The organism is Streptomyces toxytricini (genome assembly GCF_014649915.1).
Taxonomy (GTDB): domain Bacteria; phylum Actinomycetota; class Actinomycetes; order Streptomycetales; family Streptomycetaceae; genus Streptomyces; species Streptomyces toxytricini.
The window spans coordinates 174,286-188,592 of the sequence record NZ_BMTY01000002.1; the positions used below are offsets into that span (position 1 = coordinate 174,286).

Here is a 14,307-nt window from a genome sequence, read left to right on the forward strand (position 1 = left end):
GCGTCCAGCGCTTCGGGCTGTCAACCTCTCATCACCGTGAGGGATGCCACGGGGACGGGCGGGTCCGGCGGCCGCGCGGAGGCGCCTGCGCACCCGTGGGGAAGGCGCGGCGGAAGGGGGCGCCTTCGGCCGGAGGCGCAGGTGGGGAGGGGGAGGGAGGAGAGGGGACGCGAGGACGCGGCCGTGCTGTCGCCCGGCTCGGGGCGGGGGCCGTGATGCCCCGGGCCCGCGGCGCGGCCGGCGGGACCGCCGGGGGGAGGGCCGTCAGCCGTACGCGGGCGGGCCGTCAGCCGTAGGTGTCGCCCGGGCCCGAGCTGCCGGGGGCCCGCCAGGGCCCGTACGGCTTGGGGCGGCCGCCCGGCCCGCGGACCTTGATCAGCCGGACCGTGCCCTGGCCGAGGTCGGCATTCAGCCGCGCGACCAGTTGCGGGGCGAGCAGCTTCAGCTGCGCCGCCCAGGCCGAGGAGTCGCACCGGACGAAGAGCTCGCGTTCCTCATAGCGTTCCGGTTCGCAGTGCGCGGCGATCTCGGGACCGACGATCTCCGGCCAGCGCTCCATCACGCCGGCCACCGCCATCGGCATCTCCCAGCCGCGCTCGGTGCGCAGCCGGTCCAGCGCCGCCATCAGCGGCATGGGGTCCCGGCCGTCGGCTCGGGCGCCCGAACGCAGGCCCGGCTGGGTACGGCGGGCCCCGCGGCCGCCGGCGGCCTGGCCGCGTGCGCGCGCCTGCTCGCGGGCCGCCGCCAGGGCCTGCCGCGCCAGGTCGACGCCGGAAGGCTCCGGGGTCCTGGGCCGCTCGCCCGGACCACTGCTTCCGCTTCCGGTTCCGTTTCCGCCCTGCCCGTGGTCGTTCACAGCCGGGTCACCTCACCGCCGGACACCCCGAACCTCGCCCCCGCGAGGACCCCGGGGACGTCGTCGTCCACCGCGGCCGTCACCAGCACCTGCTCGCCCGGGGCCACCAGCTCGGCCAGCCGCTCCCGGCGCCGCGCGTCCAGCTCCGCGAAGACGTCGTCGAGGATCAGCACCGGCTCGGAGCCCTCCGCGCGGAGCAGCTCGTACGAGGCGAGCCGCAGCGCGAGCGCGTAGCTCCAGGACTCGCCGTGGCTGGCGTACCCCTTGGCCGGCAGCTCGCCGAGCCGCAGCAGCACGTCGTCGCGGTGCGGGCCGACGAGGGTGACGCCCCGCTCGATCTCCTGCTTGCGGACCTGGGCCAGCGCCTGGAGCAGCACCTCGTACAGCTCCTCGCGGGAGCGGGCCGCGCCGCTGTCGACGGGCTCGCCGGCGGAGCAGCGGTAGGCCAGGCCGAGCGGGCCGCCGCCGGGGGCGAGCTGCTCGTACGCCTTGTCGGCCAGCGGGAGCAGCGTCGCGATCAGGTCGAGGCGCTGGGCGAGCAGCTCGGCGCCGGCCCGGGCCAGGTGCTGGTCCCACACGTCCAGGGTGGACAGGTCCATGGAGCGGCCGCCGTGCCTGCGTGCCATGGCCGCGGATTTCAGCAGGGTGTTGCGCTGCTTGAGGACCCGCTCGTAGTCGGAGCGGACCCCGGCCATCCGCGGGGAGCGCGCCGTGACCAGCTCGTCGAGGAAGCGGCGGCGCTCCCCCGGGTCGCCCTTGACGAGGGCGAGGTCCTCCGGTGCGAACAGCACCGTCCGCACGATGCCGAGCACGTCCCGCGGCCTGACCTGGGAGGACCTGTTGATGCGGGCGCGGTTGGCACGGCCCGGGTTGAGTTCCAGTTCGACCAGCTGCTGCCGGTCGCCCTGCCGGACGGCGGCGCGGACCACGGCCCGCTCGGCGCCCATCCGGACGAGGGGGGCGTCCGAGGACACCCGGTGGCTGCCCAGGGTGGCCAGGTAGCCGACGGCCTCGACGAGGTTCGTCTTGCCCTGGCCGTTGGGGCCCACGAAGGCGGTGACGCCCGGGTCGAGGGGTACCTCGGCCCGGGCGTACGAGCGGAAGTCGGCCAGCGAGAGGTGCGTGACGTGCATGCGGCGCCGACCTCCCCCGGCTTGCTCTGCTCTGCTGTGTGGTGCGGTGTGCGGTGGTGCGGCGGGCTACTTCTTCTCCACCGCGTGGCCGCCGAACTGGTTGCGCAGCGCGGCGATCATCTTCATCTGCGGCGAGTCGTCCTGGCGCGAGGCGAAGCGGGCGAAGAGCGACGCGGTGATCGCCGGCAGCGGGACGGCGTTGTCGATCGCCGCCTCCACGGTCCAGCGGCCCTCGCCGGAGTCCTGCGCGTAGCCGCGCAGCCGCTCCAGGTGCTCGTCCTCATCGAGGGCGTTGACGGCCAGGTCGAGCAGCCAGGAGCGGATGACCGTGCCCTCCTGCCAGGACCGGAACACCTCGCGGACGTCGGTGACGGAGTCGACCTTCTCCAGCAGCTCCCAGCCCTCGGCGTAGGCCTGCATCATGGCGTACTCGATGCCGTTGTGGACCATCTTCGCGAAGTGGCCGGCGCCGACCTTGCCCGCGTGGACGGCGCCGAAGTCGCCCTCGGGCTTGAGCGCGTCGAAGACCGGCTGGACGGCCGCGACGTGCTCCTTGTCGCCGCCGTACATGAGCGCGTAGCCGTTCTCCAGGCCCCACACGCCGCCGGAGACGCCGCAGTCGACGAAGCCGATGCCCTTGGCGGCGAGCTCCTCGGCGTGCTTCTCGTCGTCGGTCCAGCGCGAGTTGCCGCCGTCGACGACGATGTCGCCGGGGGAGAGCAGTTCGCCGAGCTCGTCGATGGTGGACTGGGTCGCGGCACCGGCCGGGACCATCACCCACACCACGCGGGGGGCCTGGAGGCCGTCCACGAGCTCCGAGAGGCTGTGGACGTCGGCGAGGTCAGGGTTGCGGTCGTATCCGATGACGGTGTGGCCTGCGCGGCGGATGCGCTCGCGCATGTTGCCGCCCATCTTGCCGAGACCGACGAGACCGAGCTCCATCAGGTGGTTCCTTTAGCGTTGTGGCCGTGTGTGCCGGATGCCCCCGGTGCCCGGGAGTACCCGGCTCCGAGCCTACGCCGGGCCGTCGCACACGGCGCCACGGGCGCTCCGGGCTCCGCCGTACGGGACCGCGGACCGCGGGTGACGGGGCGGTGCGGCAGCCGTCGGGGCCCGGTCCCGCGCGGGCGGCGGGAGCGGACCCCGGTGGCGGGCGGTGTCAGCCGGAGAGGCGCACCGGCATGATCAGGTACTTGTAGGCCTCGTCCGCCTCGGCGTCCACGGCGGGGCGGCCGCTGAGCAGTGCCGGCTTGGTGGACGTGGTGAAGCTGAGCTGGGCGGCGGGCGAGTCGATCGCGCTGAGGCCGTCGAGCAGGAAGGTCGGGTTGAAGGCGATCGAGATGTCGTCGCCCTCCAGGACCGCGTCGACCCTTTCCACAGCCTGTGCGTCGTCGGAGGAGCCCGCCTCCAGGATGAGCACGCCCTGCTCGAAGCTCAGGCGGACCGGGGTGTTGCGCTCGGCGACCAGCGCGACGCGCTTGACGGCCTCCACGAAGGGGGCGGTCTCGATCACGGCGACGGAGTTGAACTCGGTCGGGAAGAGCGTGCGGTACTTGGGCAGGTCGCCTTCGAGGAGGCGGGTGGTGGTGCGGCGGCCGGCGCCCTCGAAGCCGATGAGGCCCTCGCCGGCACCGGAGCCGGACAGCGCCAGAGTGACGGTGTCGCCGCTGGTCAGGGACTTCGCGGTGTCGAGGAGCGTCTTGGCCGGGACGAGGGCGACGGCGGAGGCGTCCGGGTTCTCCGGCTTCCACAGGAACTCGCGGACGGCGAAGCGGTAGCGGTCGGTGGAGGCGAGGGTGACGCGGTCGCCCTCGATCTCGATGCGGACGCCGGTCAGGACGGGAAGCGTGTCGTCGCGGCCGGCGGCGATGGCGACCTGGGCCGCGGCGGCGGCGAAGACCTCGCCGGAGACGGTGCCGGTCGCGGTCGGCATCTGCGGCAGGGCCGGGTACTCCTCCACCGGCAGGGTGTGGAGGGTGAAGCGGGAGGAGCCGCAGACCACGGTCGCCCGTACACCGTCTGTGGAGATCTCCACCGGCCGGTTGGGGAGGGCGCGGCAGATGTCGGCGAGGAGCCGGCCGGAGACGAGGACGGTGCCGTCCTCCTCGACGTCCGCCTCGACGGAGACGCGGGCCGAGACCTCGTAGTCGAAGCCGGAGAGGGACAGCGTCCCGTCCTCGGCCTTCAGCAGCAGGCCCGCGAGGACGGGCACCGGCGGCCGGGCCGGGAGGCTGCGGGCAGCCCAGGCCACCGCCTCCGCGAGTACGTCGCGCTCCACCCGGATCTTCACCGGAACCGCCTCCTGCTGTTGCTCGCTCGTCCGTCTGCCGGCCTTCGTCGTCGGCCCGCCGCTGCCGTGCCCCGGGGGCTGCGGCCCGTCGGTGCCGGGAACCAGTCTGACGTACGGCACCGACAGCGCGTGCTGCCGCCCGTCAAATCGGGAGCGAGGTGTCGGGGAGGCCTCCGAGCCGGGTTGTGCACAGGGCCTGCTTGAAAACCGATTCCGAGCTAACTGTCCATGGGGGTAGTAGTAGGGGTTGTGGAAACCGTGGATAAGCCCGTTTCCGCAGGTCAAGCCCCAGTTTTTATCCCCATGCCCTGTGGGCGGAGCCGTGGACAACACGGTGTCGCTGTGGAGAACAGAAAGTTCTGCACAGGCCATCCCCAGATGACCCGGAGTACTCCACAGCTGCGTCCCCAGTTTTCCCCCGGTACTCCACAGCCCAAACGTCGACTTCGGTGTGACGGCTTTCACTCCGGCCGGTGAGCGGGGTCACTCGGTTGCCGAACAGTGGACAGCGGTGTGGGTAAGTCATCGGAACCTGTGCACAGGATGCGGCAACCTGTGGGTGAGCGGTGGACAACGCCGTGGACGGGTCTGTGGACGGATCGGGTGTCCACAGACTGTGGATATCTTCGGTGCACAATTCCACAGGCTTCTGACCTGGTCTGATGGTCCCTCACCAGGCAGCCCTGTGGACAGATTGTGGGTGGCGAAACCCGTCCCCACCCTGTGGACCCAAGAAAGTCCCGCAATCTGTGGATAAGTTGCTCTCCAGGGGGCGTATTCGAACAGATCGGGGGCGCGCCCATGAAGAAGGGCGCCCCCGGAGTGATCCGGAAGCGCCCTGTGGATGCGTTTGGCTGAGCACCGAGAGCCTGCGGAAGGTGCTTTGACGGGCCGTCGGGAGGAAGCGCACAGGCCGGCCCGCGGGAGCCGCGGGCCGGCCTGTGGATGCCGTGGACGGAGCGCCGGTCAGGCGTTCTTGATGCGGTTCGTGAGCTCGGTGACCTGGTTGTAGATGGAGCGCCGCTCCGCCATCAGGGCGCGGATCTTGCGGTCCGCGTGCATGACGGTGGTGTGGTCGCGGCCGCCGAAGTGCGCACCGATCTTCGGCAGGGAGAGGTCGGTCAGCTCCCGGCACAGGTACATCGCGATCTGCCGCGCCGTGACCAGCACCCGGCTGCGCGAGGAGCCGCACAGGTCGTCCACCGTCAGGCCGAAGTAGTCGGCGGTGGCCGCCATGATGTCCCCGGCCGTGATCTCGGGAGCCGAGTCCTCGCCGCCGGGGATCAGGTTCTTGAGGACGTCCTCGGTCAGGCCCAGGTCGACCGGCTGCCGGTTCAGGCTCGCGAAGGCCGTGACCCGGATCAGGGCCCCCTCCAGCTCGCGGATGTTGCGCGAGATGCGGGAGGCGATGAACTCCAGCACCTCCGGCGGGGCGTTGAGCTGCTCCTGCACCGCCTTCTTGCGCAGGATCGCGATGCGCGTCTCCAGCTCGGGCGGCTGCACGTCCGTGATCAGGCCCCACTCGAAGCGGTTGCGGAGCCGGTCCTCCAGGGTGACCAGCTGCTTGGGCGGCCGGTCGGAGGACAGCACGATCTGCTTGTTCGCGTTGTGCAGCGTATTGAAGGTGTGGAAGAACTCCTCCTGCGTCGACTCCTTGCTCGCGAGGAACTGGATGTCGTCGACCAGCAGGATGTCCATCTCGCGGTAGCGCTTGCGGAAGGCGTCGCCCTTGCCGTCGCGGATGGAGTTGATGAACTCGTTGGTGAACTCCTCCGAGCTCACGTAGCGCACCCGCGTCCCCGGGTACAGGCTGCGCGCGTAGTGCCCGATGGCGTGCAGCAGGTGCGTCTTGCCCAGCCCGGACTCGCCGTAGATGAAGAGCGGGTTGTACGCCTTGGCGGGCGCCTCGGCGACCGCCACCGCGGCCGCGTGCGCGAAGCGGTTCGACGCGCCGATCACGAACGTGTCGAAGAGGTACTTCGGGTTCAGCCGGGCCGTCGGCTCCAGCGGGCCCGAGGTCGACCCGGAGGAAGGCGCCGGCGGCGCGGTCCGGCCCGGCGCCGGGCGCGGCGCGGACTGCTCGTACTGCTGCTGCTCGTAGGGGAGCGGCTGCGGGTCGTAGGAGTCGTACGGCTTCTGCTCGTAGGAGCCCTGCTCGTAGCCGTTCTGGTCGTACGGGTTCTGCTCGTAGCCGCCGGATTCCGGCTGCTGGAGGTAGCCGGGCTGCGGGGAGGCGTAGGGGTCGCGCTCGGGGAAGCCGCCGAGGCGCGGCTGCTGCCAGCCGTAGTCGTCCTGCTGGCCGCCGCGGGGCCAGGCGCCCGGCTCGGGGCGCGGCTGCTGGTAGTCCGGGTAGGCGGGGCGGGCCGTCGGCAGCTGGTCGTCGGCCGGCCCGGTGTGCCCGCCGGGGCGCTGGCCCCCGTACGGCTCGTACGCGTCACCGCGCTGCGGGGCCGGCGGCGCCATGGGAGCGGGCTCGCCGGCCGAGTCGTCGACGGTGATGGCGATGCGGATCGGGCGGCCGCACTCGCGGCTGAGCGCATCGCTGATCAGCGGGGCGAGGCGGCCCTCCAGGACACGCTTGCCGTACTCGTTGGGCACGGCGAGAAGCGCGGTGTCGGCGACCAGGGCCAGGGGCTGGCAGCGCTCGATCCACTGCTGGTCCTTGGGCTCGATGGCCTGCTGCCCCTCCCCCAGGAGCTTGTCGAGCACCCGTGGCCACACTGCGGCAAGATCGGCAGGTACGTCAGCCACAGGGCACGCTCTCTCACAGGGGTCCCACGAATGTGTGGTTCTTTGGGACGGTCGGGACAAAAAATCCAGGGTCAGGCAACGGTAGTCAGCGCAGCCGGTACGGTTCAAGTCGTTGTCCACAGCCTGTGCACAGCGCGGGGTGGCATCGCCTCGGTTTGACCGGATGGCGTAGCCGCGCGTACCGTAACGAGGTCGAGTTGTCGATGGCTGCTGCCGCCTGCCTACCGATGGGCGAGGATCACTAGTCGTGATCGTTGAGCGGTGCCACTCGGGCGAACACGCGAGCTTCCTCGTGGGCGCACGGTGACAGCCAGGCGATGTCCCGCCACAACGATTCATTCTCTGGAGCCCCCGAGTGAGCAAGCGCACCTTCCAGCCGAACAACCGCCGCCGCGCCAAGACCCACGGCTTCCGCCTGCGGATGCGTACGCGTGCCGGCCGCGCCATCCTGGCGAACCGCCGCAGCAAGGGCCGCTCTGCCCTCTCCGCGTAACCACACGCAGGTAGTGACGTCGTGCTGTCTCCCGACAATCGGCTGAGGCGGCGCGAGGACTTCGCGAGCGCGGTACGACGGGGCCGCAGGGCCGGTCGCCCGCTCCTCGTCGTCCACCTACGTACAAGCGGTGCAACGGACCCGCACGAGCCGGGGGAGACTGTTCCCCCGACGCGTGCGGGTTTCGTCGTCAGCAAGGCCGTGGGCGGTGCCGTGGTCCGCAACCGGGTCAAGCGCCGACTGCGCCATCTCGTGCGCGAACGGCTGACCCGGCTGCCCGCCGGTAGCCTGGTGGTGGTGCGGGCACTGCCCGGATCGGGCGATGCCGGCCCCGAGGATCTGGCCCGGGACCTGGATGCCGCCCTGCTGCGGCTCCTGGGAGGCGCAGCTCGATGAAGTACCCGCTGCTCGCTCTGATCAAGCTGTACCAGTGGACGATCAGTCCGCTGCTCGGCCCGGTGTGCCGCTATTACCCCTCGTGCTCGCGCTACGGGTTCACGGCCATCGACCGGCATGGTGCGGTGAAGGGGACGGTCCTGACCGTCTGGCGGATCCTGCGGTGCAATCCGTGGACCGCAGGCGGCGTGGACCACGTCCCACCTCGTAAACGCCCGCGTTGGCACGAGCAGCTGCGCAGTGCGTTGCGTAGATCTCGCAATGCTCAAGGAGCCTGATTAGTGGACACGATTGCCAGTCTGTTCAGCTTTATCACCACGCCCGTCTCGTGGATCATCGTGCAGTTCCACTCGCTGTACGGTGCGATCTTCGGTGCGGACAGTGGGTGGGCCTGGGGCCTGTCCATCGTGTCCCTCGTGGTCCTGATCCGCATCTGCCTGATCCCGCTCTTCGTGAAGCAGATCAAGGCGACGCGCGGCATGCAGGCGCTCCAGCCGAAGATGAAGGCGATCCAGGAGCGCTACAAGAACGACAAGCAGCGCCAGTCCGAAGAGATGATGAAGCTGTACAAGGAGACGGGTACCAACCCGCTCTCCTCGTGCCTGCCCATCCTGGCGCAGTCCCCGTTCTTCTTCGCCCTGTACCACGTCCTCGCGACCATCGCCGACGGCAAGACCATCGGCGTCCTGGACGAGCAGCTCGTCGACAGCGCCCGGTCCGCCCGCATCTTCGGCGCCCCGATCGCGGCGAAGTTCATGGACAGCGAGGAGAAGGTCGCCGCCCTCGGCGCCTCCTTGACCGACGTCCGCATCGTGACCGCAGTCATGATCATCCTGATGTCGCTGTCGCAGTTCTACACCCAGCGCCAGCTGATGCAGAAGAACGTCGACCTCACGGTCAAGACGCCGTTCATGCAGCAGCAGAAGATGCTCATGTACATCTTCCCGGTGATCTTCGCCGTCATGGGCGTCAACTTCCCCGTCGGTGTCCTCGTCTACTGGCTGACCACCAACGTCTGGACCATGGGCCAGCAGATGTACGTGATCAACCAGAACCCGACCCCGGGCAGCAAGGCCCAGGACCAGTACCTGGCACGCCTCCTCAAGCACGTCTCCTCCCACGAGGGCGTCAAGGGGCGGGGCCGGAAGAAGATCGTCGCAGGGATCGTGGCCAAGGGCCCGGACCGCAACGAGAACGAGCGCAGGTTCATCGCGGCGCTGACGAAGCAGGGCCTGGCGGCCCAGGCCGACGGCTCGGTGGTCAAGAGCGCCGTGGCCACGGCGGACGCCGACGCGGCGAGCGGCGGCGCCCCCAAGCGGCAGCAGCCCAAGCGCCAGTCGAAGTCGCAGCGCCAGACGCCCTCCAAGTCCTCTCCCAAGAAGTAAGAAGGAGTCCCTCCCGTGACGGAAGGCACCACCACCGCCGCCGCCCAGAGTGGCGACACCCTCACCCGCCTCGAGCAGGAGGGTGAGATCGCGGCCGACTACCTCGAGGGTCTGCTGGACATCGCCGACCTCGACGGCGACATCGACATGGACGTCGAGGCCGACCGCGCCTCGGTGTCGATCGTCAGCGACTCGGGCAGCCGCGACCTGCAGAAGCTCGTCGGCCGTGACGGTGAGGTCCTGGAGGCCCTGCAGGAGCTCACCCGCCTCGCCGTCCACCGCGAGACCGGCGACCGCAGCCGCCTGATGCTGGACATCGCCGGCTTCCGGGCGAAGAAGCGCGAGGAGCTGGCGGCCATCGGAGCCAAGGCCGCGGCCGACGTCAAGGCCTCCGGCGAGCCCCTCAAGCTCGCCCCCATGACGCCGTTCGAGCGCAAGGTCGTCCACGACGCCGTGGCGGCCGCCGGCCTGCGGAGCGAGTCGGAGGGCGAGGAGCCGCAGCGCTTCGTCGTCGTGCTCCCGGCCTGACCCCGAGCCCGAGTCCTCGGCCCCGTCTGTGTCGCAGACGGGGCCGATGTTTGTCAGCCTGGCATTGCCGAGCGGGCCGGACCCGCCCGAGCGGTGCACCCCCTCGACACCCCCTTGATCCACGCGGTACGCGATACGGAAGGACGGTCCCCGTGACGGAGGCAGCGGAGCTTCCCCCGGCACCCGAGCAGGCGCGCGCGGTGTTCGGCGAGTTTTTCCCGGAAGCTGTGCGGTATGCGGAGCTGCTGGCCGACGCGGGGGTCAAGCGCGGCCTGATCGGCCCGCGCGAGGTCCCGCGCCTGTGGGAGCGGCACCTGCTGAACTGCGCCGTCCTGTCGGAGGTCGTGCCCGAGGGCGTCACCGTCTGCGACGTGGGTTCCGGCGCGGGCCTCCCCGGCATCCCGCTGGCCCTCGTGCGGCGGGACCTGAAGATCACGCTGCTGGAGCCCCTGCTGCGGCGCACCACCTTCCTCCAGGAAGCGGTGGAGCTGCTGGGGCTGGACCACGTGACGGTGGTCCGCGGCCGCGCCGAGGAGATGCTCGGCAAGGTGCCGCCGGTGCACGTGGTGACCGCGCGGGCGGTGGCCCCGCTGGACCGGCTCGCGGGCTGGGGCGTGCCGCTGCTGCGCCCGTACGGCGAGATGCTGGCCCTCAAGGGCGACACCGCTGAGGAGGAGCTGGTGGCGGCGAAGACCGCGCTGGCCAAGCTCGGTGTGGTGAAGACTTCGGTGCTCCATGTCGGCGAGGGTGTGGTGGATCCCATGTCGACGGTGGTCCGTGTGGAGGTCGGCGAGAGCCCCGGCGGGGTGAGGTTCGCCGCCAAGCGGGCCAAGGCGGCCCGGGTGGGCCGCACACGCCGCCGCCGCTGAAGACGGCGCTCCTCGGGTGCGGCGGGTTCGGGATCGGACCCGTTGCGCCCGATAGGTACGGATTTCGGAGTGTCGGAGGGGTCTGAAGACTCCGTTTCGGCATCGTGTTTCACGTGAAACGTCGCTCTCTGCTGCACGGAATCATCAGTCGCGGCCGTGCGGCCGCGGCCCCCCGCTCACGCAAGGAGGCAGGGGGGACGGACTTGTCCACAGGTGTGGATTCATCCACAGGTGCACGGGCCCCGCTGGTTCGCGACCCCGGTGACATGGCAGGCTCTGTTCAGCCCGAGCCTGATGTCGAGGAGAGTGACACCGTGCGGTCCGACGCCAACCTCGCGGGGCCGATGGCCGATCCGGTCCCCGGTCCCCGCTCTGAATCGGCGGGCGGCGATGTTTCACGTGAAACACCGCCCCCGCCTCTTGTCGACAACGACGCGCCGATCGGCGCAGCCGCGTCCTTCGCTGCCGAGCCGCTGGCCCGGTCGGGCGAGGGGCTGCCGCGGCCGGCGCAGACCCGCGTCATCGTGGTCGCCAACCAGAAGGGCGGCGTGGGCAAGACCACGACGACCGTCAACCTCGCGGCCTCCCTGGCCCTGCACGGTGCACGGGTCCTGGTCATCGACCTCGACCCGCAGGGCAACGCCTCCACCGCGCTCGGCATCGACCACCACGCGGAGGTGCCGTCGATCTACGACGTCCTGGTGGACAGCCGCCCGCTGCTCGAAGTCGTCCAGCCGGTCGTGGACGTGGAGGGGCTCTTCTGTGCCCCGGCCACCATCGATCTGGCCGGTGCGGAGATCGAGCTCGTCTCGCTCGTGGCGCGTGAGAGCCGCCTCCAGCGGGCCATCCAGGCGTACGAGCAGCCGCTGGATTACATCCTCATCGACTGCCCGCCCTCCCTGGGTCTGCTGACGGTGAACGCGCTGGTCGCCGGCGCAGAGGTACTGATCCCGATCCAGTGCGAGTACTACGCTCTGGAGGGACTGGGCCAGCTGCTGCGCAACGTCGACCTGGTGCGGGCGCACCTGAACCCGGCGCTGCACGTGTCCACGATCCTGCTGACGATGTACGACGGCAGGACGCGGCTGGCCTCCCAGGTGGCGGAGGAGGTCCGCACCCACTTCGGCAGCGAGGTGCTGCGGACGAGCATCCCCCGGTCGGTGCGCATCTCCGAGGCACCGAGCTACGGGCAGACGGTGCTTACCTACGACCCGGGCTCCAGCGGCGCCCTCTCCTACATGGAAGCGGCGCGGGAGATGGCGCTGCGGGGGGCCGGACTCCATTACGACGGCCGCAACGCCCACGTGGGCGCGGGCATGAACAGCACGCAGAGCATGGCGGAGGGGATCCAATGAGTGAGCGACGTAGGGGTCTGGGGCGGGGGCTCGGCGCGCTGATCCCCGCAGCTCCCCAGGAGAGGACGCCGGCGGCGGCAGGCACGGGGCCTACGGCCGCGGCCTCCCTGCCGGGGCCCGGTTCCGAGCGGGGGATCGCCGCGGCGAAGCTGACCTCCCTCGCCCAGGTCGATGTTTCACGTGAAACATCGGTCGCGGTCGCCGAGCCGATCGACACGGTTGCTGTCGGGCCCGCGGCCGGTGCGGTGGCGGGAGCCACCTTCGCGGAAATCGCCGTGGAGGAGATCGAGGCGAACCCGTGGCAGCCCCGTGAGGTCTTCGACGGAGCGGCCTTGGCCGAGCTGGTCACCTCCATCCGGGAGGTCGGACTGCTCCAGCCGATCGTCGTGCGGCGGGCTTCGGCCGGCGGCTACGAGCTCATCATGGGCGAGCGGCGGCTGCGGGCCTGCAAGGAAGCCGGGCTCCAGCGCATTCCGGCGATCATCCGGGCCACCGAAGACGACAAGATGCTGCTAGACGCCCTGCTGGAGAACCTCCACCGGGCTCAGCTGAATCCGCTGGAAGAGGCCGCCGCATACGACCAGCTGCTGCGGGACTTCAACTGCACCCACGACGAGCTGGCGGACCGGATCGGCCGCTCCCGTCCGCAGGTGACGAACACCCTCCGGCTCCTCAAGCTGTCGCCGAAGGTGCAGCGCCGGGTGGCGGCCGGTGTCCTGCTGGCCGGCCACGCCCGCGCCCTGCTCGGGGTGGACGACCCGGAGGCCCAGGACCAGCTCGCCGCCCGCATCGTGGCCGAAGGGCTCTCCGTGCGGTCGGTCGAGGAGATCGTCTCGCTCATGGGCTCGGAGCCGGAGGCCGCGGTCAAGCCGAAGGGCCCCCGCGCGGGCGGCCGGGTGTCCCCTGCTCTCAGTGAGCTGGCGACGCGGCTGTCCGACCGCTTCGAGACCCGGGTGAAGGTCGACCTCGGGCAGAAGAAGGGCAAGATCACCGTCGAGTTCGCCTCGATGGAGGACCTGGAGCGGATCCTGGCGACCCTGGCTCCCGGCGAGGGCCGGGTACTGGAGCAGGGTCAGTCCGCGGAGTGAGTCTCCCGCCCGCCGAGGGGCGGATCGCGCCGGTGCTGCCGGAGCGGTCCGCCCCTTTGGCTTGGAGCGGTTTCTCCTGATTCGGGCTCTGGATACGATGCGCTCATGGGGCGTCGGTTGGTACCACTCACACTGGACAACCTGCAGGACCTGCCTCGGCGTTGCCGGTCCTGTGTGTTCTGGGAGCTGGACCCGGTCAGCGGCGAGGCCGCTGTGAAGGCCGGGACGTCCGAACTCGAAAAAGAGGGGTGGATCTCCGCCGTCCTGCTGGAGTGGGGTTCGTGCGGCCGCGTCGTCTACGTCGACGACGTCCCCGTCGGCTTCGTGATGTACGCGCCGCCTGCCTATGTCCCCCGTTCGACGGCCTTCCCCACGAGCCCGGTCTCACCGGATGCGGTGCAGCTGATCACCGCATGGATCAGTCCCGGGTACCAGGGGCAGGGCCTGGGGCGGGTGATGGTGCAGACGGTGGCCAAGGACCTCCTGCGGCGCGGGTTCCGCGCCATCGAGGCGTTCGGCGACGCCCGCTGGGAGGGCCCCGCCTGCCTGCTCCCCGCCGACCACCTGCTGGCCGTGGGCTTCAAGACCGTGCGGCCGCACGCCACGCACCCGCGACTGCGGTTGGAGCTGCGCTCCACGCTCTCCTGGAAGGAGGACGTGGAGTTGGCACTGGACCGGCTCCTCGGAGCCGCCCGCAAGGAGCCGGCACTGCGCCCCCTGTGAACGCCCGCGGCTCCGATCGGAGCCGGAAACGTGCGAAACGGGGCCGCCCCTCAGGGGCGGCCCCGTTTCACGTGAAACATTGCCGAGGCGACTGCCGTCAGGCGGTCGGGCCGCCGACGAAGTCGCTCAGGTCGCGCAGGATGGCCGCCTTGGGCTTGGCACCGACGATGGTCTTGACGACCTCACCGCCCTGGTAGACGTTCAGGGTCGGGATGGACATGACGCCGTACTTGGCCGCCGTGCCCGGGTTCTGGTCGATGTTGAGCTTGACGATCTCGATCTGGTCGCCGTACTCGGCCGCGATGGCCTCCAGGGACGGCGCGATCTGGCGGCACGGGCCGCACCACTCGGCCCAGAAGTCCACCAGGACGGGCTTGGTGCTCTTCAGGACCTCGGTCTCGAAGTCGGCGTCGGTCACGTTCTTGAGGGTGCCGGCCACA

The 14,307-nt window shown here is 70.7% G+C and carries 15 protein-coding genes; 9 read left to right on the forward strand and 6 right to left on the reverse strand.

From position 1 onward, the window contains the following. Nucleotides 1-286: 286 nt before the first annotated feature. The 5 genes from IE170_RS02985 to dnaA form a co-directional block, all read right to left on the reverse strand. Nucleotides 287-856, reverse strand: a complete 570-nt coding sequence (locus tag IE170_RS02985) for a DciA family protein (RefSeq protein ID WP_373298940.1) — start codon at nt 854-856, stop codon at nt 287-289. Continuing rightward, nucleotides 853-1,989: a DNA replication/repair protein RecF gene (recF, locus tag IE170_RS02990; protein ID WP_125542068.1), complete on the reverse strand. Its 1,137-nt coding sequence runs from the start codon at nt 1,987-1,989 to the stop codon at nt 853-855. Before recF ends, IE170_RS02985 begins: the two co-directional genes overlap by 4 nt. Nucleotides 1,990-2,055: 66 nt before the next feature. Then, nucleotides 2,056-2,931 carry a phosphogluconate dehydrogenase (NAD(+)-dependent, decarboxylating) gene (gene gnd, locus IE170_RS02995; protein ID WP_189807741.1) on the reverse strand — a complete coding sequence of 292 codons (876 nt, stop codon included), beginning with the start codon at nt 2,929-2,931 and terminating at the stop codon, nt 2,056-2,058. 217 nt (nt 2,932-3,148) lie between these two features. After that, nucleotides 3,149-4,279 (reverse strand): DNA polymerase III subunit beta, encoded by a 1,131-nt coding sequence (gene dnaN / locus IE170_RS03000; RefSeq protein WP_125542065.1) that lies wholly within the window; start codon nt 4,277-4,279, stop codon nt 3,149-3,151. Between the two features lie 966 nt (nt 4,280-5,245). After that, nucleotides 5,246-7,030 (reverse strand): chromosomal replication initiator protein DnaA, encoded by a 1,785-nt coding sequence (dnaA, locus tag IE170_RS03005; protein WP_189807742.1) that lies wholly within the window; start codon nt 7,028-7,030, stop codon nt 5,246-5,248. Between the two features lie 355 nt (nt 7,031-7,385). Between dnaA and rpmH the strand changes: the two genes are divergently transcribed. From rpmH to IE170_RS03050, 9 genes are all read left to right on the forward strand, one after another. Further along, nucleotides 7,386-7,523 (forward strand): 50S ribosomal protein L34, encoded by a 138-nt coding sequence (gene rpmH, locus IE170_RS03010; protein WP_007265229.1) that lies wholly within the window; start codon nt 7,386-7,388, stop codon nt 7,521-7,523. A 21-nt stretch (nt 7,524-7,544) separates the two neighbouring features. Then, nucleotides 7,545-7,919: a ribonuclease P protein component gene (gene rnpA, locus IE170_RS03015; RefSeq protein ID WP_189807743.1), complete on the forward strand. Its 375-nt coding sequence runs from the start codon at nt 7,545-7,547 to the stop codon at nt 7,917-7,919. Then, nucleotides 7,916-8,197: a membrane protein insertion efficiency factor YidD gene (gene yidD / locus IE170_RS03020; RefSeq protein WP_114058348.1), complete on the forward strand. Its 282-nt coding sequence runs from the start codon at nt 7,916-7,918 to the stop codon at nt 8,195-8,197. Before rnpA ends, yidD begins: the two co-directional genes overlap by 4 nt. Nucleotides 8,198-8,200: 3 nt before the next feature. Continuing rightward, nucleotides 8,201-9,304, forward strand: coding sequence for a membrane protein insertase YidC (yidC, locus tag IE170_RS03025; protein ID WP_189807744.1), 1,104 nt, complete (start codon nt 8,201-8,203; stop codon nt 9,302-9,304). A gap of 15 nt (nt 9,305-9,319) precedes the next feature. Then, nucleotides 9,320-9,832, forward strand: a complete 513-nt coding sequence (locus IE170_RS03030) for a Jag family protein (protein WP_189807745.1) — start codon at nt 9,320-9,322, stop codon at nt 9,830-9,832. Between the two features lie 152 nt (nt 9,833-9,984). Next, nucleotides 9,985-10,701 (forward strand): 16S rRNA (guanine(527)-N(7))-methyltransferase RsmG, encoded by a 717-nt coding sequence (rsmG, locus tag IE170_RS03035; RefSeq protein ID WP_189807746.1) that lies wholly within the window; start codon nt 9,985-9,987, stop codon nt 10,699-10,701. Nucleotides 10,702-10,967: 266 nt separating this feature from the next. Further along, complete coding sequence (locus IE170_RS03040; protein WP_189807747.1) at nt 10,968-12,056, forward strand: ParA family protein; 1,089 nt, start codon at nt 10,968-10,970, stop codon at nt 12,054-12,056. Continuing rightward, on the forward strand, nt 12,053-13,144 hold the full coding sequence (locus IE170_RS03045; protein WP_189807748.1) for a ParB/RepB/Spo0J family partition protein: 1,092 nt from the start codon (nt 12,053-12,055) through the stop codon (nt 13,142-13,144). Before IE170_RS03040 ends, IE170_RS03045 begins: the two co-directional genes overlap by 4 nt. A 105-nt stretch (nt 13,145-13,249) precedes the next feature. Continuing rightward, on the forward strand, nt 13,250-13,867 hold the full coding sequence (locus IE170_RS03050) for a GNAT family N-acetyltransferase (RefSeq protein ID WP_189807749.1): 618 nt from the start codon (nt 13,250-13,252) through the stop codon (nt 13,865-13,867). Between the two features lie 97 nt (nt 13,868-13,964). On the opposite strand, the gene trxA is transcribed toward IE170_RS03050, so the two are convergent. Then, complete coding sequence (gene trxA, locus IE170_RS03055; RefSeq protein ID WP_189807750.1) at nt 13,965-14,306, reverse strand: thioredoxin; 342 nt, start codon at nt 14,304-14,306, stop codon at nt 13,965-13,967. Between the last annotated feature and the right edge of the window lies 1 nt (nt 14,307).